The sequence below is a fragment of the Sphingomonas sp. GC_Shp_6 genome, from assembly GCF_026540835.1.
Taxonomy (GTDB): Bacteria; Pseudomonadota; Alphaproteobacteria; order Sphingomonadales; family Sphingomonadaceae; genus Sphingomonas.
Genome location: NZ_JALNUO010000006.1, coordinates 122,643 through 143,355 on the forward strand (window position 1 = coordinate 122,643; position 20,713 = coordinate 143,355).

The following is a 20,713-nucleotide window of genomic DNA, read 5'->3' on the forward strand; positions in this document are numbered from 1 at the left end:
GAGACCCGCATGCCCCAGCCATCGCCGATCCGCGTCGCGTTCCTCCTGTTTCCGAACGTCACCCAACTCGATCTGACCGGCCCCGCGCAGATGCTGGCGGGGCTAGGTGATGCGACGATCGATCTCGTTGCGGGGAGTCGCGCGCCAGTGGCCACCGATGCCGGCTTCGCGCTGCTGCCGACCGCGAGCTTCGCGGAGGCGGCGATGCCCGACATTCTCTGCATTCCGGGCGGCATGGGCATCACCGACGCGATAGAGGATGGCGAGACGATGGCATGGGTGGCGCGGGCCGCCAATCACGCCACCTGGATCACCAGCGTGTGCACCGGGTCGCTGCTGCTCGGGGCGGCGGGATTGCTGCGCGGCTACCGCGCGACATGCCACTGGGCGCAGCATCATCACCTCGCCGCGTTCGGCGCGATCCCGGTGCACGCGCGCGTGGTGTTCGATCGCGATCGGGTGACGGGAGGCGGTGTGACAGCGGGGATCGATTTTGGCCTCGCGCTGGTCGCGGCGATCCGCGGCGAGGCGCATGCGCGTCTGCTTCAGCTAAGGCTAGAATATGATCCGGCGCCGCCGTTCGACTCGGGGTCTCCGGAACGCGCGGGTAGCGAGGCCGTCGCGCGGTTCAGGGCCATGGCGGCGCGCGCCGCGCCCGATCGCGACGCCCGGCTTCGTGCGGCGGCGGTGCGCGCCATGAGCGAGGGGGGGCGCGCATGACCCGCGCCCGCATGCGGGTGGCGCTGTTCCTGTTCGTCTGGGCATCGTGCTGCTGGTTCGGATCCTGGGAGTTCAATCCCAACAACGCGACTCGGCTGTTCGCCAGCGTCGGGCTGGTCGAGCGCGGATCGGCGGCGATCGACCGGATGGCGGCGACGACGATCGACAAGTCGCGCTTCGGCGCGCATTTCTATCTCGACAAGGCGCCGGGCATGACGCTGATGGCGCTCCCCGCGGTGGCGCTGGCGGATGCGCTTACGCAGGATCGCGAGGCGGCACACCCGGCGGACGTCAACGATCACGGGCTGGCGCGCTACTACCGATTGCGGCTGCGGCTGGCAGTGGCGACCGGGCCGGCGCTCCTCACCGCGCTTGCCGCGGTGTTGCTGTACGAGATCGGCATCGCAATTACGGGTAGCGCGGCGGCGGGGCTGTTCGCGGCGATCGGCTATGCGCTCGGCGCGCCGATCTGGGGGTGGTCGACGACGGTGTTCGGCCATTCCTCCGTCGCGGCGCTCTATGTGGTGGCGCTGTGGGCTGGTTGGCAGGGACCACGCCTTCGCCATGGCTTCTGCGCGGGGCTGGCGCTTGGCTGGGCCGTGGGTATCGAATATCAGGCGGTGCTGGCGGGTGCCGCGATCGGGATCTGGATCGTGTGGCGCGCCTGGCACCGGCCGGCGCACTGGCGGCTCTATGCCGCCATGCTGCTTGGCGGGCTGATCGCGGCGGTGCCGATCGCGGCGTATAACGGGGTCGCCTTCGGCACGGTGTTCCGGATCGGCTATTCGGGCGTGGTCGGTTACGAGGGCATGCGCCACGGGCTGTTCGGGCTGGGCCTGCCGCGGCCGGTGCTGCTGTGGGAGATCACCTTCGGCGTGCACAAGGGGCTGTTCTGGATCGCCCCCGCGCTGCTGATGGCGCTGCGGGGCCTTGCGATGCTGGAGCGCTGCACCGCGACGCAAGGGCTGGCGCGCACGGCGGCGGCGGTCGTCGCGATCGTGCTGCTGGTGAACGCGGCCTATTACTACTGGGATGGCGGCAACGCGACGGGGCCGCGCCACGCGATGCCGCTGATCGGCGCGCTGGCGATCGGATTCGCGCCGTTCTGGGCGGCGCTGCGGAGCAGGGGCGCGCGGATCGCCGCGCTGGCGGTGATGGGGCTGTCGATCGTGCTCAACGCGGTGATCGCGGCAGCGGAGATCCTGAGCCCGCCGCAATTCACCTTCCCGATCTGGAGCGCAGTGATCCGCGACCGTTTCCTGCAGGGCGACATGCGCACCTGGCCGAGCGAATGGCTCGGGTGGTCGCCATGGACCGGGTTCGCGCTCTACGTCGCCCTTGCCGTGCCCGCGCTCCTGCTGCTCGCGCGCGCGGCATGCCGGGCAGACCGGCTCAGCGCCTGAGCCCGCGTAGCCGGTGCCACACATAGAAGGCGACGAGTGCCACCAGCACGACCCCGATGGCGAGATCGGCGCGGTGGAACGCGGCCTTGACGCGCGGATCGCTGTGCCAGCGATCGCCCAGCGTCATGCCCAGCCATGCCAGGCCGAAGCACCACGGCCATGATCCGACAAAGGTGTAGAGGTGGAACGGCACCAGCCGCATCCGCGCGACGCCCGCGGGAAAGGCGATGAACGAGCGGATCACCGGCAGCAGCCGGCCGATCAGCACCGCCGCGCCGCCGAATCGCGCGAAGAACCGGTCCGCGGCGTCGAGTTCGCCGGGGCCGATCAGCAGATACCGGCCCCAGCGCTCGGCTGCCGGCCGGCCGCCGCGCTTGCCGATCTCATAGCCGACGATCGATCCCAGATTGCATCCGATCGCGCCCGCCGTCGCCGCCAGATACAGGTCGAACCGGCCGGTCGAGACGAGATAGCCTGCCGCCGGCATGATGAGTTCGGAGGGGAGGGGGATGCATGCGCTCTCGATCGCCATCAGCAGCGCCACGCCGAGATAGCCGCCGTTGGCGATCACGCCGAAGAGGATGGCGGCGAGCGCGCCGAGGATGGTTTCGATCATGGCGACCGCGCTTGCGCGAGCCCGGGGAAGCCGTCAACCGGAACCCCGACCGCCATGCGGCGGTTGACACGCGCATGACCGACCTCACGCTCAACGACGGCCGCACTATGCCCCAGCTCGGCATGGGCGTGTACAAGATCCCCCAGCCGCAGACCGCGGCGATCGTCCGCAAGGGGATCGATATCGGCTTCCGCCTCGTCGACACCGCCGCCTTCTACGGCAACGAGCGTGGCGTGGGCGAGGGCGTGCACGGCACGGACACTTTCGTGACGACCAAGCTGTGGAACGATCGCCATGGCGACGCCGCCGTCGCGCTAGACGAGAGTCTGGCGCTGATGGGGCGCGACAGCATCGACCTGTATCTGATCCACTGGCCGATCCCGCGCGAGAACCGTTATGTCGAGGCGTGGCGGGCGCTGATCGCGGCGCGCGACGCGGGCAAGACGCGCTCGATCGGGGTGTGCAACTTCCTGCCCGAGCATCTCGACCGGATCATCGACGCCACCGGCGTGACGCCCGCGGTCAACCAGATCGAGCTCCACCCGAGCTTCCAGCAGCGCGATGTGCAGGCCTATGATGCCGATCACGGCATCGTGACGCAAAGCTGGAGCCCGCTTGGCCAGGGCGCGACGCTGAAGGACGACCGTATCGTCGCGATCGCCGACCGCCACCACCGCTCGCCCGCGCAGGTCATCATCGCCTGGCACCTCGCCAAGGGGCTGTCGGTGATCCCCAAGGCGGGCGACGCCGATCACCTGACCGACAATTTCGCCGCCGCCGACCTGACGCTGGATGCCGACGACGTCGCGGCGATCGATGCGATGGACGCTCCCGATGGCCGGATCGGGCCGGATCCTCGCGAGCTTTGAGGAGGGCGGCTTTCCCGATCGTTTTGGAGAGTGCGCGATCGCGGCGGCGTAACCGTTTGCGCTAAGACGCTAAGAAGCATTTCACGCGGAGGCGCGGAGGCGCGGAGTCGGAGCGTTCGACCGCAGACGCCGTCATTATCATGATCCGCCGATCGAGCGCTGCGCCCTGCCACTATAACTCCGCGCCTCCGCGCGACCGTCCTTGCTCTCATCTTCGCGTCTTCGCCCGAACCAGCCACTCCTTGGGGGCGCATGACTGCGCTAACCCCGGATCACGCCTCCACCCGCGCCGCTGCCGTTCGCAGGTCCTCGACGAAGCGGGCATATTCCGCCTCGGCTGCGGCCTTGTCGGGCAGGCGGAGGAGGTAGCTCGGGTGAACGGTGATCCACGCTTCCCCGCCGCCGCCGGGCAGTTCGAGTGCGCGGCCCCGTTCGCGGCCGATCGTCATCACCCGGCCGAAGAGCGAACGCGCCGCGGTCGCGCCCAATGCCACCGTCACCTTGGGCCGGACGATCGCCTGTTCCTGTTCGATCCACCAGCGGCAGGCGTCGATCTCGGGTCCGCCGGGCTTGGCATGGATGCGGCGCTTGCCACGCTGTTCGAACTTGAAATGCTTCACCGCGTTGGTGACGTAAACGCGCGACCGGTCGACGCCCGCCTCGGCCATGGCGCGATCGAACATCTGCCCGGCGGGGCCGACGAACGGGTGGCCGGCCAGATCCTCCTGGTCGCCCGGCTGTTCGCCGACGAACATCATCGCGGCATCGACCGGCCCTTCGCCGAACACCGTCTGCGTGGCGGGGGCGTGGAGCGGGCAGCGCGTGCATGCCGCGGCTTCGTCGCGCAATGCCGCCCAGGCCGCCTGCGCATTGCCGCCCATCGCCGTGCGCGCCGTCTCGATCATGCCGCTCTCCCGCGCCTGTGCGCCCGCGATCAGCGCGGGGACGAGCGCGGTCTCGGGCATGTTCTTCCAATATTTCCGCGGCATCTCCTTCAGCATCGCGCCGATCTTGACGCGCGCCGGGTTGAAGATGCTGGCATAATAGGTCTTCCACACCTCTTCGGTGGGATCGCCGTCGGGCGCGTCGGCCTTTTCCGCGCCGGGGCCCTGCGCCAGCGTCGCGCCGTCCCAGTGGAGCGAGACGGCGGGCGTCAGGATCGACCAGCGCATGCTCGCGAACCGGTTGACGAAGAAGGCCGCATTGGCGCGGACGATGTGGTTGTCGGGCTCGAACCAGGCGACGAAGCGCGGCGTGCCGTCCTCGTCCGCCACTTCGCGGAAGCGCAGAAAGGCGCGCATCTTGTGGATGTCGCGGCGCACGTCCTTGGCCATGGTCTCCAGCCGGCGGACGAGCGGGTCGGCGCGGTCCTCGACGACTTTGGGTTCGCGGCGCAGGCGTGCGAGCAGCGTGTAGAGCAGGGCAAAGCGTTCGGGATCGCGCGCCAGGATGGCGCTGCGCGCCAGATCGAGAAAGGCGCGGGGGACCGACAAAGCGGGGGCGTCGGGTGCCGAAAGGGCGGGTACGGGAGCGGCGGAGGCTGGGACGGCGGCGAACAGATCGCCGGGCGCGTCGCCCACCTGCCACACGACGTCCTCGGGCGGCACGCCCTGCGTCATCAGCCCGCGCGCCGCATCGCGCCAACCGTCGAAGTCATCGGGTTCGGACAAGGTTACGACGCGCATCCTGGCCCTACTCCGCCGACACGGGGTTGTTCCGGCGCGTCAAGCCGCGAACAGCTCCATCTGCCGGGGCTTGGGCATCACGATCGGGCGCAGTTCGGCGGCGTCGGACAGGGCGATCGGGCGCCAATCCTCCGCGATCAGAAACGGGCGGACCTTGGCGACCGAGACGGTGAGCCGCGCCACGTCGTCCAGCCGCAATCGCCGCCAGCGGCGCGTGCGCAGGATCGCGTTCACCGCCTTCACCCCCAGGCCGGGTACGCGCAGCAGCATCTCGCGCGGCGCGCGGTTCACGTCCACGGGAAAGCTGGCGCGAAACTTCAGCGCCCAGGCCAGTTTCGGATCGATGTCGAGCGGCAGCATGCCCGTCGCATCGTCCGCCGCGGCGATCACTTCGGCGGGCGTATAATCGTAGAAGCGCATCAGCCAGTCGGACTGATACAGCCGGTGCTCGCGCATCAGCGGCGGTCGCTGAAGCGGCAGCACCGCGCTCGCATCCGGGATCGGGCTGAACGCCGAATAATAGACGCGTCGCAAGCCGAACCGGTCGTACAGGGTCGACGCCTTGGTGACGATATCGCCATCGGTCGCGGCGTCCGCGCCGACGATCATCTGCGTCGACTGACCGGCGGGCGCGAAGCGCGGGGCCGACTTGTACTTGGCGCGCGCGTCCTTGCCGTCGACGATCGACGCCTTCACCTCGCGCATCGCGGTTTCGATGCGGGCGCCGTCCTTCTCGGGGGCCAGCCGCTTCAGGCCGCTGGCGGTCGGCAGCTCGACGTTGATCGAGACGCGATCGGCAAACAGCCCAGCGCGGTGGACGAGTTCGGGATCGGCATCGGGAATCGTCTTCAAGTGGATATAGCCGCGGAAAAGATGATCCTCGCGCAGCGAGCGGGCGACCTCGACCATCTGCTCCATGGTGTAATTGGAAGAGCCGATGATCCCGGACGAAAGGAACAGCCCCTCGATATAATTGCGCTTGTAGAAGGCGATGGTGAGATCGACCACCTCCTTGGCGGTGAAGCGCGCGCGGCGGACGTTCGAGCTCTTGCGGTTGATGCAATAATGGCAATCGAAGATGCAACTATTCGTCAGCAGGATCTTGAGCAGACTGATGCAGCGGCCATCGGGCGCATAGGCGTGGCAGATGCCCATGCCCTCGGTGGAGCCCAGCCCCTTGCCGTCCCGGCTGTTGCGCTTGGCGGTGCCCGACGATGCGCAGGACGCGTCATACTTCGCGGCGTCCGCCAGGATCGCCAGCTTCTGCCGGGTGTCGAGTTGGGCCATGCGTTCGATATACGTTCCGCACCCTGCGCCGTCGAGTGATCGAGGTTTACGAAGACGCAGAGAAAGCTGACGAAATCGACATTGAGCCGACGCACCGCTGCAACATCTGCGGTGTAGAAGATGGGGCAGGGGATCGACGAGAAGGACGTTCCGCCATGACTCACGAGACCGCGCACTGGCTCCGCCGCTCCGAACAGGAGGCGATCCGCGCAATTCAGGCGAGCGAAGCGAAGGTCGCCGCCATTCATCACCAATTGTGCCTGTTGTGTGTCGGCCAGGCGCTGAACGCGATGCCGGCCTGGCAGCGGCCGGCGTAAAGCGCCTGGAGAGGGGATGGCGTCCGTTCGACCTGGCCGCCCAATCCGTTCGTGCTGAGCTTGTCGAAGCACGCTCTCCGCTGGCGAACGTTCGCATTCAGCGCAAGCCCTTCGACCAGCACAGGGCGAACGGAGCAGGATAACGTCGCCTGATTTTAATGCGCCATGCCCTCGGCGGCGCGTAGGTCGACCGAGACCAGCCGGCTGACTCCGCGTTCGACCATGGTCACGCCGAACAGGCGGTGCATGCGGCTCATCGTCACCGCGTTGTGCGTGACGACCAGATAGCGAGTCGCGGTGTCGCGGCTCATCCGGTCGAGCAGGTCGCAAAAGCGTTCGATATTCGCATCGTCGAGCGGCGCATCCACCTCGTCCAGCACGCAGATCGGCGCGGGGTTGGTGAGGAACAGCGCGAAGATGAGCGCGACCGCGGTCAGCGCCTGTTCGCCGCCCGACAGCAACGTGAGGGATTGCAGCCGCTTGCCCGGCGGCTGCGCCATGATCTCGAGACCCGCCTCGAGCGGATCGTCCGAATCGATCATCGCCAGGTGCGCCGCACCGCCGTCGAACAGCGTGGCGAACAGCGTGCGAAAATGCGCATCGACCGCCTCGAACGCCGCGCGCAGCCGCTGGCGACCCTCGCGATTGAGCGTGCCGATCGATCCGCGCAGGCGGTGCACCGCCTCTGCCAGCTCGTCGCGGTCGGCCGCATTGCCGCCGCTTGCCGCCTCCAATTCGGCGAGTTCGCGCGCGGCCACCAGATTGACCGGCCCGATCCGCTCACGCTCCGCCGCCATCCGTTCGTGCGCGGCGGATTCCTCGGCAGGGCTGCGGACCTCGGCGGCCAGGAACCCGGTGCGTTCGGGCAGCACGGGCGCGGGGCATTCGAACCGTTCGCCCGAGACCCGGCCCAGTTCGATCCGGCGCAATTCGGCATGTTCGGCGCGGATGACGGCGCCCGCGCGCGCCTCGCGCGCCAGCGACAGCGCCTCGGCGGCGGCGCGGTGCGCGGCCTCGTCGCCGCGCAGCACGGTTTCGGCGGCGGCTTCGGCGGCGGCGCGCGTGTCGGCCTCCAGGCGAGCCTCGCCCGAGTCGCGTTCGGCGGCGGCGATCGCGGCGGTGAGCGCGGTGGTGCGTTCGGCGAGCGCGTCCGTTTCGCCCGCCAGCTCCGCCTCGCGCTGCCCCATGTCGCGGATACGGCCGGCGGCATCGCCGGCGCGTGCGCGCCAGGTGCCGAGCTCCGCCTCGACCGCGGCGCGGCGTTCGCGGCTGGCGGCCAGGGTGCGGTCGTGGGCGAGACGTGCGGCACGTGCGGTGGCGACCGCGGCGCGGGCATCCTCGGCCTGGTGCTGGAGCGTCGCGAGCGTCGCGGCCAGCGCGCGGCCGTCGGGAAGCGCGGCGGCATCGGTTTCGGCGCGCGCCAGTTCGTCCGCCGCGGTGTTGCGTTCGGCGATCAGCCGGGTGCGGCGCGCCTCGCCTTCGCTGCGCTGCGCCTCCACGCGTTCCAGCGCGGCGGCGGCGCGATCCTCGCGGCGTTGCGCGTCGCGGCCCTCGCCCTCGCTTGTGCGCAGCAGCGTGCGCGCGCCCTGCGCGGCGGTGGCGGCGCGGGCGATCCGTTCGTCGAGCGTGGCGCGCGCGGCTTCGGCGCGGTCGACCGCGGCCTGCGCGGCAGGTCGCTCCGCCTCGATCGCGGCGAGGCGGTTCGCGCGTTCCAGCCGCTCGGCCGCGGCCGCCCCGCCGCCATCGGCGGTATAGCCGTCCCATCGGCGCAACCGGCCCTCGCGCGTGACCAGCCGCTGGCCGACCGCCAGCTCCTGACCCGAATCGACCTCGACCAGCAGGATCTGCGCCAGCCGGCGGTCGAGCGCGGGCGGCGCGGTGATCCGCTCGGCGAGCGGCAGCGTGCCCGGAGGCGGCGGCGGATCGTGCGGCGCGATCGGCGAGCCGGTCCAGGCGTCGGGCGGCGATTGCAGCTCGTCGCCCAGCGCCGCGGCGAGCGCGCGTTCGAAGCCCGGCACGACGCTGATCGAATCGAGCAAACGCCCGTCGCCGCGCGCGTTCGCCTGGGTGAGCGCCGCGATCTCGCCGTCGAGCCCGGCGAGCGCGGCGATGGCGGTGGCGCGCGCGGCTTCGGCCGGGCCGCGGGCCTCGCGCGCTTCGGTGCCGCTCGCCTCGGCCCAGGCGAGCGCATCGGCCGCCTTGGTCGCCGCGCACAGCGCCCCCTCGCGCGCGGCCGCTGCCGCGTCGCGTTCCGCCAGCAGCCCGGTCGGGTCGGGAAGCGCGGCGAGCGCGGCCAGTGCCTGCGCCGCGTCGCGATCCGCGCGATCCATCCGCGCGCGCGCGGCAGCGATGGCGGCGGCGGCAATGCGGCGGTCGGCGGCCTCGCCCGCCTGTTCGGCGAGGATGCGGGCGAGCGCCACTTCGGCATCGCGCGCGCGGCGCTCCGCGTCGGTCAGCGTCCGGTCGAGCGCAGGCGCCGTGCCGCTCGCGGTCTCGATCGCCGCGGCCAGCGCGCTCGCCTCCGCGCCCAGCCGCAAAATGGCGTCGGTGGCGTCGCGCGCGAGCCGGTCTTCGCGCGCGCGATCGTCGACGATCCGCGCGGCGGTGGCGGCGAGGTCGGTCTGGCGGCGCACCGCATTGGCGCGTTCGGTGCGCAGCGCGGCCAGTGCGTGCCCGGCTTCGCCGGCGCGGTCGCGCGCGGTTCGGGCGGCGGCGCGGGCGGCGGCCACCCGCTCCACCCCGTGTGCCTGCGCTTCGGCGGCGACGCGTTCGGCGGCGGTGGCCGCGACGACGCCCGCTTCGGTCGCCTTCGCCTCGGCCTTGGCGATATCGGACGCAGCGGCAGCTTCGCGCCAGCGCGCAAAGATCATCCGGGCTTCCGCGATCCGGATCTGCTCGGACAGCGTGCGATAGCGATCGGCGGCGCGGGCTTGGCGGCGCAGCGCGGCGGCGCGGACATCCTGTTCGGCGATCAATTCGCCCAGCCGCGCGAGATTGGCCTCGGTCGCGTGGAGCCGCTGCTCGGCGTCGCGGCGGCGGACGTGGAGGCCGGCGATCCCCGCCGCCTCTTCGAGCATCGCGCGCCGGTCGGCGGGCTTGGCGGCGATCACCGCGCCGATCCGACCCTGGCTGACGAGGGCCGGGGAATGCGCGCCGGTGGCGGCATCGGCAAAGAGCAGCCCCACGTCCTTTGCGCGCACGTCGCGCCCGTCGATCCGGTAGGCGGAGCCGGCGCCGCGCTCGATCCGGCGGACGATCTCGGTCTCGTCGCCGTTCACCTCGGCCAGGATCGACACTTCGGCGAAATCGCGCGGCGGCCGCGTCGCGGTGCCGGCGAAGATCACATCGTCCATCCCGGCGCCACGCAGCGATTTGGCGCTGCCTTCGCCCATCGTCCAGCGCAGCGCCTCGAGCAGGTTGGACTTGCCGCAGCCATTGGGACCGACGACGCCCGTCAGGCCCGGCTCGATGCGGAGATCGGCGGGCTCGACGAAGCTCTTGAACCCGGTGATCCGGAGCCGCTTGATCTGCATGCCCGCGGCGCCGGGCCCGGTATCCTCCGCCCCGGTCACGTCACCGCGCACCGCATTCCTCCGCAAGACGGGATCGGCCGCCCGGCGCAGCGGCGGATCAGGCGCCGGCCTGCTTCAACTGCGCCTCGACATCGGGCCACGACACCGCGTCCAGCTTGCGGCCGTTGAGGAAGAAGCTGGGCGTGCCGGTCACGTTCTTCTCGCGGCCGGCCTCGTCGGTCATCGTGGCGAGCAGTTCGTTCTGCTTCATGTCGCCCAGGCACGCACGCGCCTGCGCCTCGGGGATGCCGCGCTGCTTCACGAAATCGATGAAGCCGAGATATTCGGCCCAGGCGGTCGACACCTGGGTCGGCGGCTTGCCCTGCAGCGAGGCGTTGAAGCTCTGCGCATTCTCCAGCTTGGGCAGAATCGTCGGCTGCGCGGCGAACATCTGTTCGAGCAACGGGAAGAACGGTGCGGTGCCGGCACAGCGGCCGAGCAGCGCGGGCGCGAAATCGGGCGCGCCGTGCACCATGAAGTCGCGGAATTCGTACGAGACCTTGCCGCTCTTCACATAGCTGTTCTCGAGCGGCTTCATGCCCGTGTTCGCAAAGGCGCCGCAGGTGGGGCACAGCCGCGAGCCATATTCGACCAGCTTGATCGGCGCATTGGGGTTGCCCATCACATAGCCATGTTCGGGCGTGGTCGAGACGGTCTGCGTCCAGTCCTGGCCCGCCGGTGCCGCCGCCGCGGCAACGGGGCCGGCCGGTGCGGCATTGCCGCCGGTATCGCCCTTCGAACAGGCGGCGAGGGCGAGCGGAAGGGCCAGCAGGGCGAGAAACGCTTTCATGGGGGAGGTCTCCATAGGAATCACTTGGCGCCGGCGGCGCGCAGCGCGGGTTCGAGCCCGGCCCATGCCGCGGTGGGGATGGCCTTGCCGTTGACGAAGAAGGCGGGCGTGCCCGCGACGCCGGCGGGCACCGCGGACGAGATGGCGAGGATGCGGTCGACCTCGGCCTGGTCGGCGAAGCACGCGTCGATCGCCTTGGGCGACAGGCCGCGTGCCTGGACCAGGGCGGTCAGCCCCGCGCCGTCGGCATAGGCGCGAAGCTGTGCGAGCACCGGATACATGCCGAGCCGTGCGCCGTTGCTTTCCTGATAGTCGAAGCCGCGTTCGAGCCATTGCCCCTGCGCGGCGAAGATCGCGGCGTTGGTGCCGGCGAAATCGCGCACGCCCGTGCACCGCGCAAGCAGCGACGCGGCGAGATCGAGCCGGTCGCGGATCAGGTTGCGGAATTCGAGGCTGGTCGAGCCCGAGCGGATCATCTGCGCCTTCAGCACCGGCTCCGATTCCTTGGCGAAGGCAGCGCAATGGGGGCAGGTGTAGCTCGCATATTCGACCAGCTTCACGCGCGCGGCGGGGTTGCCGATCAGGAACGTGCCCGCGGGCGTCCGCGTGACCACTGACGACCAGTCGCGCACCGGCGCGGCGGCGGTCAGCAGCACGATGCCGATCAGGGCGAGAAGGGGGCGGATCATCGGGATCGTCATCCTATCCGGGGCAGCCCGCGCGTCGCCGCGACACCGGCGGCAAGCGATTCGAGCACCGCCTTCAGCTCGGGATCGGCGATCGTCTTCAGGCTCTGGCCGAGTTCATGGGGCACGGTGCGGATCGAGGGCGGCGCACGGCGCGGCGCGGGGGTGGCGACCTCGCCCTGGCGGATCGTCACGCGGACGATCGCGGCATAGCCGAAGAATCGGTTCACGCGCTCGACGATCTCGGGCGCGATATGCTGCATCATCGGGGCGTGTGCGCCCGCCACCGTCAGCGTCAGCGTGCCGTCCTGTTTGCGCCCCACCGGAAAGCGGATCGATTCGGGCGTGCTGACCGCGGCATAGCGTTCGCCGACGATCTCGCGCCAGCGGCTGACGATCGCGCCCTGCACGAAGCCGAATCGCCGGAACGCCGCGCCGCCGATCGCGGGCAGCAGCTCGGCGACGGCACGGGACCGGTTCGCACGCTGGGGTTCTTCGGGGGCGCGGCCGCGCTTGCTCATGGCGCCCTCCATGGCATAGCGCGCCCATGGACGCCAAGCGCTCTTCGACCGTCGCCGACCGGCTGCTCGGCTGGTACGACGTGCACGCCCGCGCGCTGCCGTGGCGCGCGCCGCCGGGCACGCCCGCCGATCCCTATCGCGTGTGGCTGTCCGAGGTGATGCTCCAGCAGACCACGGTGGCCGCGGTCGCGCCGCGCTTCGCCGCCTGGACGGCGCGCTGGCCCGATTTCTCGAGCCTGGCGGCGGCGGACGAGGCGGACGTGATGGCGGCCTGGGCGGGGCTCGGCTATTATGCCCGCGCGCGCAACCTGGTCGCCACCGCGCGCGTCGTCGCCGCGGACTATGGCGGGCGCTTTCCCGACACCGAAGCCCAATTGCGCGCGCTGCCGGGGCTCGGCGCCTATACCGCCGCGGCGGTGGCGGCGATCGCGTTCGGGCGGCGCGCGGTGGTGGTCGACGCCAATGTCGAACGCGTCGTCGCGCGGCTGTTCGCGATCGACACGCCGCTGCCGGCCGCGCGGCCCACGATCCGCGCGGCGGCGGACACGATCACCCCCGACGAACGGGCGGGCGACTTCGCGCAGGCGATGATGGATCTGGGATCGGGGCTGTGCACCGTGCGCGCGCCCAAATGCCTGCTTTGCCCCCTGCGCATGGATTGCGCCGGCTTCGCGACCGGTGCGCCCGAGATGTTTCCGGTGAAGGCGAAGAAGGCGGCGCGCAAGCAGCGCTACGGTACGATCTTCTGGCTGGAGCGCGGCGACGACGTGCTGCTCGTCCGCCGGCCCGACAGCGGGCTGCTGGGCGGCATGCGCGCGCTGCCGACGGGGCCCTGGGAGAAGCAGGCACCAGGTTTGGAAGGCGCGCCCGTCCAGGCCGACTGGCGGCTGCTCGCCACGACCGTCACGCACGGCTTCACGCATATGGACCTCGAACTCGCGCTTGCGGTAGCGCGCGTGGACGCGCATCACCCCGGCTCATGGTGGCCGATCGCGGACCTCGCCTCGGCCGGGCTGCCGACGCTGTTCGCCAAGGCCGCCGCCGCGATACGGAGCAGTTCATGAAGCGCGTCTCTCTCGTTTGCGCCGTTGCGCTCGCCGGGCTCGGCACCGGTCTCGCGGCGCAGAGCCAGCCGGCACCCCAAGCGCAGCCGACGCTGCGTTCCTCTCCCCGGATGCCGATTCCGGTATCGGCGTTGCTGCCGAACACGCAGGCCTTGTTCGATTCCTATGTCACGAGCGGCAAGATGCCGGGGATCGTCGGCGCCTTCGGGTTCGGCGACGGGCCCACGCTGTTCGTCGCCGCCGGCCGGATCGGCGACGAGCCGAACGCGCCTGCCGCCGGCGCCGATTCGCTCTGGCGGGTCTATTCGATGACCAAGCCGGTGACGGCGATGGCGGCGATGATCCTGATCGAGGAAGGCCGGATCCGGCTCGACGATCCGGTTTCGAACTATATCCCCGCCTTCGCCAACATGCGCGTGCTGACCGATCCCGAGCACAGCCTGGCCAGCCGCCCCGCCGCGCGCCCGATCACGATCCGCAACCTGCTGACGCATACCGCGGGCTTGGGCTACAACATCGTGACCAAGGGGCCGCTTCTGAAGGAATATGAGCGGCTCGGCATCCTGCCCGCGGCGGTGAACGCGCCGCTGGAGGTGCAGATGCGCAAGGTGCGCCCCGCGACGCTGGCGGCCTTTGCCGATCGGGTGGCGACGCTGCCGCTGATCGCCGATCCGGGCACCAAATGGAGCTATTCGATCGGGCTCGACGTGATGGGCCGCGTGGTCGAGGTGGCGTCGGGCCAGCCCTTCGACCGGTTTGTAAATACGCGCATCTTCGCACCGCTCGGGATGACGTCCAGCTATTGGCAGGTGCCCGCCGATGCCGCCTCGCGGCTGGCGAGCAACTACGCGATCGTCGGCAGCACGCGCACCCCGCTCGATCCCGCCGCGACATCGGTGTTCCTCCAGCGGCCGAGCTTCCCTTATGGCGGCGCCGGCCTCGTATCGTCGGCGCGCGATTACGACCGGTTTCTGCACATGATCCAGAACGGGGGCAGCCTGGGCGGCGTGCGGATCGCCAGCCCCGCGACGATCGCGCTGATGACGTCCAACCTCTTGCCCGCGGGCGTCACCTTCGGCAGCCCGGACGCCACGGCGCCGATGGGGTTCGGCGCGGGCGGATCGGTCGTCCTGGCGGATATGCCGGGCGGACCGGCCAAGGGAACCTATGGATGGTCCGGCGCGGCGGGCACGCTCGCCTGGGTCAATCCCGGTCTTCGAACCCGCGGCACGGTGATGGTGAATTATTTTCCCGCCAACCAATGGCCGCTTCGCACCGAGATCCCCGCCGCCCTGCGCCGCGACCGGGCACGCGCCCGGTGATCGGCTTCACCGGAAACCCGCTCGACCGCGCCGATGCGCTGCGCCACGATGCCGCGGCGCTCGCCGCCGCGACGGTCGACTGGCGCGCCCGGCTGCTGCGGCTGGACGGGCTGATGCCCGGCACGACCGACGACGGCCGCCTCGCCTGGACGAGCATGGCCGACCTGCCTGACGGTGCCGAGCCTGTGCTGCTCGGGCTCGACGATGGCCGGCCCTGTTTCGCGGCGGCGATTCCCGGCCTGCGCACCGACACCGCGCCGGCGATGCGCAGCCCCGCGCTGATGGCGGCGCTCGCCGCCTTGGCGCCGGGCGAGGCGGCGATCTATGCGGCGGCGCGCAGCGTGCTTCACTGGCATGCGCGCCACGGCCACTGCGCCAATTGCGGCACGCCCACCGCGCTCTTCCGTGCCGGCTGGGGCCGCCGATGCCCGCACTGCCATGCCGAGCATTTCCCCCGCGTCGACCCGGTCGTCATCATGATCGCCGAACATGACGGCCGCGCGCTGATCGGCCGCGGCAAGGGCTGGCCCGCGGGCCGCTATTCGGCGCTAGCGGGCTTTCTCGAACCGGGCGAATCGATCGAGGAGGCGGTCGCGCGCGAAGTGGCCGAGGAAACCGGCGTGCGCGTCGGCGGCGTGCGCTATGTCGCGAGCCAGCCTTGGCCCTTTCCCCACGCCCAGTTGATGCTGGCCTGCATCGCCGAGGCGGAGGACGACGCGATCACGCTCGACACCAACGAGCTGGAGGATGCGATCTGGGTGCCCCGCGCGATCGTGGCCCAGGTGCTGGCGGGCGGCGAGGGCCCGTTCGTGCCACCCCCGCCCTACGCCATCGCCTATACGCTGCTGAACGCTTGGGTGGGGGAGAGGTGAGCCGCGGCCCGATCGGCTAATCCTCAGCCCCGCTCGCGCGCGCAGGCGTAGGTGCCAAGCACGCGGACCCATTTTGCGTGGAAGCCGAGTTCCTCGATCGCGCGGTCGAGGCCGGGATCGCCGGGCTTGCCTTCCACATCGGCATAGAATTCGGTCGCGGCGAAGCTGGCACCGGCCTGGTAGCTTTCCAGCTTGGTCATGTTGACGCCGTTGGTCGCAAAGCCGCCCATCGCCTTGTAGAGCGCGGCGGGCACGTTCTTCACCGCGAAGATCAGCGTCGTCATCCACGGCCCCGGCCCGACCGGCGGCCGGCCGCCACGCGCCAGCGTTACGAAGCGGGTGGTGTTGTGGTCCGCATCCGCGATGTCGGTGGCCAGCAGGTTGAGGCCATAGAGCGCGGCGGCGCCCGGCGGGGCGAGCGCGGCGACGGCGGGATCGCCGCGTTCCGCCGCCAGTGCCGCGGCGCCCGCGGTGTCGGGATAGTTCACCGGGCGGATGCCGTGCGCGCGCAGCCAGTGGCGGCATTGGCCCAGCGCCTGGGGGTGGCTCATGGCCTCGCGCACCGCGTCGCGCGTACCCGTGCCCATCAGCGCGTGGCGGATGGTGAGGAAATGTTCGCCGGTGATGACGAGGCCGGATTCGGGCAGCAGGAAGTGGATGTCGGCCACCCGGCCGTGGAGCGAATTCTCGATCGGGATGATCGCGCAATCGGCACGGCCGTCCTTCACCGCGTCGATCGCGTCGGCGAAATCGAAACAGGGTAGCGGCAGGCCGTCGGGAAACGCCTCGTTCGCCGCGACATGGCTGTTGGCGCCGGGCGCGCCCTGGAAGGCGACGGCGCGGTGCGGTTCGGCGGCGGCGGCGGCGGTCATCCGGGCGACGAGCGCCTGGGCGGGGGCGGCGAAGGCTTGCATGGCGGCTGCGATAGGATCGCGCAGGGGGCTTCGGCAAGCGTGCTTGCAGAGGGTGGCCGGCTTATTCTATTGCAGGGGCAATCATAAGTCGGGGGCGGGTCGCATCATGGACAATCGGACCAACACGATCGCCGGCTGGGTGCTCGCCGGATGCGGCGCGGCGCTCGGGCTTTCGATCGTCGGCGGCATGGTGTTCGAGGGCCATCGCCCCGAAAAGATGGGCTATGCGATCGAGGGCGTCGAGGATGCGGCGGGCGGCGGCGAGGCGGCCGCGGTGCCGATCGCGACCCTGCTGCCCACCGCCGACGCGGCCAAGGGCGCCGAGGTCTTCAAGAAATGCGCCGCCTGCCACACCATCGCGCAGGGCGGCCCGAACGGCATCGGCCCCAATCTGTACGCCACGGTCGGCGAGGGGATCGCGCAGGGCAAGGGCGGCTTCGCCTTCTCCGATGCGCTGAAGGCGGTGGGCGGCACCTGGGACTTCGACAAGCTGAACGCCTGGCTGACCTCGCCGCGCAAGTTCGCGCCCGGCACCAAGATGACTTTTGCCGGCCTGTCGAACGCGCAGGACCGCGCGAACGTGATCCTCTATCTCAACCAGCAGGGCTCCAACCTGCCGCTGCCCAAGGCACCCGCCGCCGGAGCCGCGCCCGCCGCCACGGGCGCCAAGGGCCAGCCGGCCACCGCCAATGCCGCCGCTGCCGCCGCGACGAAGGGCGCGCCGACCAACAACATCGCCAACACCGGCACGCCCGCATCGGGCGCGCCTTCGGTCGATCCCGAAGCCGCCCGCAAGGGCGCGCGCAGCACGACGAAATAAGCCGTTAGCCGCCATCCCCATCGTGCGGGATGGCGGCGGGACGGACCATCAGCCCGCGGCGTCTTCCTTGGCGGCGCGCTCGCGGTAGAAGCGCTGCACCGCGTCCCACGCCTCGTCGGCTGTCTCGACATAGGTGAAGATGCCGAGGTCGCGCTCGCTCACCACGCCCTCTTCGACCAGCGCCTGGAAATTCACCACCCGGTCCCAGAAGGCGCGGCCGACGAGCAGGACGGGGATCGGATCGATCTTGCCCGTCTGGATCAGCGTCAGCAGCTCGAACAGCTCGTCGAACGTGCCGAACCCGCCCGGAAACGCCGCGAGCGCGCGCGCGTGGAGCAGGAAGTGCATCTTGCGCAGCGCGAAATAGTGGAACTGCATCGACAGCGCGGGCGTGACATAGGGGTTGGGCGCCTGCTCGTGCGGCAGGACGATGTTGAGTCCGATCGATTCCTGGCCGACATCGTGTGCGCCGCGATTGGCCGCCTCCATGATCGACGGGCCGCCGCCCGAGCACACCACGAACTGGCGCTTGCCCGCCTCGTCGCGGGGCAGCACGCTGACCTTGCTCGCGAGTTCGCGCGCGACGTCGTAATAGCGCGATTTCTCGACCAGCCGCTCGGCGATGCGCCGGCTCTTGTCGTCGGTGGCGAGCTCGAGCATCGCTTGCGCCTTGGCGGGCTCAGGGATGCGCGCGGAACCGTAGAAGACGAAGGTGGAGGCGATGTTCGCCTCGTCCAGCAGCAACTGCGTCTTCAGCAATTCGAGCTGGAAACGCACTGGGCGCAGGTCTTCGCGCAGCAGGAAATCCATGTCCTGAAACGCCAGCCGATAGGCCGGATTTTCGGTCTGGGGCGTGGAAACCGAGTCCTTGGCGGACTGGGCATCCTCGGCGGCGCGCGGGAAGACGCGGCTTGGTACGCGGGGGTCGGTCATCCGGGGCGGATAGGCGAAGTGGCGCGGCAGTTCCAGCCGGATCGGCGCGCGGGGGCACCGATCCGGCTGGCCGTTCACCAGATGCGCACGCGGTCCTCGGGCGCGACATATTGCTTGTCGCCCGGCTTCACGTCGAACGCCTTGTACCAGGCATCGACGTTGCGCAGCGGGTTCACCGCGCGGATCTGCCCCGGCGAATGCGGATCGCTGACGAGCTGCTGGCGCAGCGCCTCGTTGCGGAACAGCGTGCGCCACACCTGGCCCCAGCCGAGGAAGAAGCGCTGGTCGCCGGTGAAGCCGTCGATCACCGGCGCGGGCTTGCCGCCGAGCGAGGTGTGATAGGCGTCGAGCGCGATCAGCACGCCGCCCAGATCGCCGATATTCTCGCCCATCGACGCACGACCGTTGATGTGGAGACCGGGCAGCCCCTCGAAGCTGTAGGCTTCATATTGCGCGCCGAGCTTCGTCGCCTGCACCTCGAACTTGGCGGCATCGGCTTGCGTCCACCAGTCGCGCAACACGCCGTGACCGTCCGATTTGCGGCCCTGATCGTCGAAGCCATGGCTGATCTCGTGCCCGATCACGCCGCCGATGCTGCCATAGTTGATCGCGGGATCGGCATCGGGATCGAAGAAGGGCGGCTGCAGGATCGCGGCGGGGAAGACGATCTCGTTCTTCACCGAGTTGTAATAGGCGTTCACGGTCTGCGGCGTCATGCCCCATTCGGCCTTGTCGACGCGGTTGCCCATACGGTTGCGGTGATAATCCCATTCGAACCGCTGCGCGCGTTCCTCGTTGCCGACGACGTCGCCGGGCACCACCTGCAGCGCGCTATAGTCGCGCCACTTGTCGGGATAGCCGATCTTGACGTTGAAGTTGGCGAGCTTGGCCAGCGCCTCCTGCTTGGTCGCGGGGCCCATCCATTCGAGATTGCGGATGCGGCCCCCGAGCGCGATGCGCAGATTGCCGACGAGCTGGTCCATCTTGGCCTTGGACGAGGGCGGGAAATAGAGCGCGACATAATCGCGGCCGATCGCCTCGCCCATCGCGCCTTCGGCATAGGCCACGCCGCGCTTCCAGCGGTCGCGCTGCTGCGGCTGGCCGTTCAGGAACTTGCTGCGGAAATCGAAATGCGCGTCGACGAAGCGCTTCGACAGCAGCGGCGCGATGTCGTCGGCGGTGCGGAACGCCTCCCAGGCCTTTAGCGTGTCGAGATCGGTCGCGGCGAACACCGCGGCGATCTTGGGGAAGGCGGTGTTCTGCGCCACGATCGCGCGCTCGGCCCTGGCGATGCCGGCGGCGTTCCAGAAGGTCGCCCAGGGGAAGCCCGGCGCCTGCGCCTGCAACTGTGCGAGCGTCGTGAGATTATAGGTCTTGTCGCGATCGCGGCTTTGCGCGCGCGTCCAATGCGCCTCGGCGATGCGCGTTTCCATCGCGACGATCTTCGCCGCCGCGCCCTCCGGATCGGGCCAGCCCGCCATCCCTAGCATCTGCGCGACATATTGCTGATAACGCACCACCTGCGGGTGGAACTTGGCGTCGAGATACAGGTCGCGGTCGCCGAGCCCCAGGCCCGACTGGCGCAGATAGAGCGCATAGATATCGGGCTGCTTGGCATCGTCGCTGACGCCCGATCCGAAGAAGCTCGCGCCGAAGCCGCCGATCGACCGGCCCATCAGCGCGGCCATCTCGTCCTTGGTCGTCACCGCCTTCACCGCCGCGAGGCGCTGCGTCAGCGGTGCCGCGTCGAGCCGCTCGATCGTCCCCGTGTCCATGAAGCCGTCGTACAGCGTCGCCACCTTGGCGCGATCGGGGTGTGCGGCATCGTCGGTGCGATAGCCTCCGATCAGCGTGCGCAGCCGTGCCTCGGACAAGTCGCGCAGCACCGCGAACGCGCCATAGGAGGATCGGTCGGCCGGGATCTTCGTGTTCTTCGCCCAGGTGCCGTTCACATAATCGAACCAGTCGTCGCCGGGCTTCACGCTGCGGTCCATGCCCGTCAGGTCGAAGCCCCAGCGGCCATAATGGGTCGCCGTGGCGGCATCGGCGCCGGCACCTGCGTCCTGCGGAACGATCGACTGCACGGTGCAGCCATCGTCGAGGCAGGCATGCGGTTCATGCGCGGCGAGCGGCATCGCCGCGCCCAGCGCGAACACGGAGGTCATCAGCACGAGGCGCATCGTCACAGGCAGGTCTCCAGGGCCGAACGGCGGTAAGGGTAAGCGATTCTGACCATGTGCACCAAGCGCGGGCGCGCCGCAATCGGGATGGATCGGCGGCCACGGCGTGCTACCGGCGCTGCGACCCGGCGATTGATCGAGC

The 20,713-nt window shown here is 70.2% G+C and carries 18 protein-coding genes; 8 read left to right on the forward strand and 10 right to left on the reverse strand.

Features of this window, described 5'->3' with window-relative positions; all coding sequences use genetic code 11:
- Positions 1 to 9 precede the first annotated feature (9 nt).
- Together OXQ95_RS09620 and OXQ95_RS09625 are read left to right on the forward strand one after the other, a co-directional pair.
- Complete coding sequence (locus tag OXQ95_RS09620; RefSeq protein ID WP_242098252.1) at positions 10 to 720, forward strand: DJ-1/PfpI family protein; 711 nt, start codon at positions 10 to 12, stop codon at positions 718 to 720.
- The gene (locus OXQ95_RS09625; protein ID WP_267381345.1) at positions 717 to 2,123 is read left to right on the forward strand and encodes a hypothetical protein; all 1,407 of its coding nucleotides are present in this window, start codon (positions 717 to 719) and stop codon (positions 2,121 to 2,123) included. The genes OXQ95_RS09620 and OXQ95_RS09625 overlap by 4 nt, the downstream gene beginning before the upstream one ends.
- Here OXQ95_RS09625 and OXQ95_RS09630 read toward each other — a convergent pair.
- A complete protein-coding gene (locus OXQ95_RS09630; protein ID WP_267381346.1) occupies positions 2,113 to 2,739 on the reverse strand; it encodes a DedA family protein in 627 nt (208 codons plus the stop codon). The two genes, OXQ95_RS09625 and OXQ95_RS09630, sit on opposite strands and share 11 nt — an antisense overlap.
- 74 nt (positions 2,740 to 2,813) lie before the next feature.
- Between OXQ95_RS09630 and OXQ95_RS09635 the strand changes: the two genes are divergently transcribed.
- Positions 2,814 to 3,608, forward strand: coding sequence for an aldo/keto reductase (locus tag OXQ95_RS09635; protein ID WP_267381347.1), 795 nt, complete (start codon positions 2,814 to 2,816; stop codon positions 3,606 to 3,608).
- Between the two features lie 272 nt (positions 3,609 to 3,880).
- Here the strand turns inward: OXQ95_RS09635 and OXQ95_RS09640 are convergent, their stop codons facing one another.
- On the reverse strand, positions 3,881 to 5,293 hold the full coding sequence (locus OXQ95_RS09640) for a UdgX family uracil-DNA binding protein (RefSeq protein ID WP_267381348.1): 1,413 nt from the start codon (positions 5,291 to 5,293) through the stop codon (positions 3,881 to 3,883).
- 39 nt (positions 5,294 to 5,332) lie between these two features.
- A complete protein-coding gene (locus OXQ95_RS09645) occupies positions 5,333 to 6,580 on the reverse strand; it encodes a putative DNA modification/repair radical SAM protein (protein WP_267381349.1) in 1,248 nt (415 codons plus the stop codon).
- A 155-nt stretch (positions 6,581 to 6,735) separates the two neighbouring features.
- On the opposite strand from OXQ95_RS09645, the gene OXQ95_RS09650 reads away from it, so the two are divergent.
- Positions 6,736 to 6,897, forward strand: coding sequence for a hypothetical protein (locus tag OXQ95_RS09650; RefSeq protein WP_242098258.1), 162 nt, complete (start codon positions 6,736 to 6,738; stop codon positions 6,895 to 6,897).
- 155 nt (positions 6,898 to 7,052) lie between these two features.
- On the opposite strand, the gene OXQ95_RS09655 is transcribed toward OXQ95_RS09650, so the two are convergent.
- The 4 genes from OXQ95_RS09655 to OXQ95_RS09670 form a co-directional block, all read right to left on the reverse strand.
- Positions 7,053 to 10,430, reverse strand: a complete 3,378-nt coding sequence (locus tag OXQ95_RS09655; protein ID WP_267381384.1) for an AAA family ATPase — start codon at positions 10,428 to 10,430, stop codon at positions 7,053 to 7,055.
- Positions 10,431 to 10,527: 97 nt separating this feature from the next.
- On the reverse strand, positions 10,528 to 11,259 hold the full coding sequence (locus OXQ95_RS09660; protein WP_267381350.1) for a thioredoxin domain-containing protein: 732 nt from the start codon (positions 11,257 to 11,259) through the stop codon (positions 10,528 to 10,530).
- A 20-nt stretch (positions 11,260 to 11,279) separates the two neighbouring features.
- Positions 11,280 to 11,948 (reverse strand): thioredoxin domain-containing protein, encoded by a 669-nt coding sequence (locus OXQ95_RS09665; protein ID WP_267381351.1) that lies wholly within the window; start codon positions 11,946 to 11,948, stop codon positions 11,280 to 11,282.
- A gap of 8 nt (positions 11,949 to 11,956) precedes the next feature.
- Positions 11,957 to 12,478, reverse strand: coding sequence for a DciA family protein (locus OXQ95_RS09670; protein ID WP_242098328.1), 522 nt, complete (start codon positions 12,476 to 12,478; stop codon positions 11,957 to 11,959).
- Positions 12,479 to 12,492: 14 nt separating this feature from the next.
- Here OXQ95_RS09670 and OXQ95_RS09675 point away from each other — a divergent pair, with 14 nt between their 5' ends.
- The 3 genes from OXQ95_RS09675 to nudC all read left to right on the forward strand — a co-directional run bounded on the left by OXQ95_RS09675 (position 12,493) and on the right by nudC (position 15,724).
- On the forward strand, positions 12,493 to 13,530 hold the full coding sequence (locus tag OXQ95_RS09675; protein WP_267381352.1) for an A/G-specific adenine glycosylase: 1,038 nt from the start codon (positions 12,493 to 12,495) through the stop codon (positions 13,528 to 13,530).
- 110 nt (positions 13,531 to 13,640) lie between these two features.
- Positions 13,641 to 14,852 carry a serine hydrolase domain-containing protein gene (locus OXQ95_RS09680; RefSeq protein WP_267381385.1) on the forward strand — a complete coding sequence of 404 codons (1,212 nt, stop codon included), beginning with the start codon at positions 13,641 to 13,643 and terminating at the stop codon, positions 14,850 to 14,852.
- Positions 14,849 to 15,724, forward strand: a complete 876-nt coding sequence (gene nudC, locus OXQ95_RS09685; protein WP_267381353.1) for an NAD(+) diphosphatase — start codon at positions 14,849 to 14,851, stop codon at positions 15,722 to 15,724. The genes OXQ95_RS09680 and nudC overlap by 4 nt, the downstream gene beginning before the upstream one ends.
- Before the next feature lie 23 nt (positions 15,725 to 15,747).
- Here nudC and OXQ95_RS09690 read toward each other — a convergent pair whose 3' ends face one another.
- Positions 15,748 to 16,638, reverse strand: coding sequence for a prephenate dehydratase (locus OXQ95_RS09690; protein ID WP_267381354.1), 891 nt, complete (start codon positions 16,636 to 16,638; stop codon positions 15,748 to 15,750).
- 106 nt (positions 16,639 to 16,744) lie between these two features.
- On the opposite strand from OXQ95_RS09690, the gene OXQ95_RS09695 reads away from it, so the two are divergent.
- Positions 16,745 to 17,458, forward strand: coding sequence for a cytochrome c family protein (locus OXQ95_RS09695; RefSeq protein WP_242098334.1), 714 nt, complete (start codon positions 16,745 to 16,747; stop codon positions 17,456 to 17,458).
- Positions 17,459 to 17,506: 48 nt separating this feature from the next.
- Here OXQ95_RS09695 and OXQ95_RS09700 read toward each other — a convergent pair whose 3' ends face one another.
- Positions 17,507 to 18,391: a TIGR00730 family Rossman fold protein gene (locus tag OXQ95_RS09700; RefSeq protein WP_267381386.1), complete on the reverse strand. Its 885-nt coding sequence runs from the start codon at positions 18,389 to 18,391 to the stop codon at positions 17,507 to 17,509.
- 74 nt (positions 18,392 to 18,465) lie between these two features.
- Entirely contained in the window at positions 18,466 to 20,571 is a 2,106-nt protein-coding gene (locus tag OXQ95_RS09705; RefSeq protein ID WP_267381387.1) for a M13-type metalloendopeptidase, read from the reverse strand.
- Between the last annotated feature and the right edge of the window lie 142 nt (positions 20,572 to 20,713).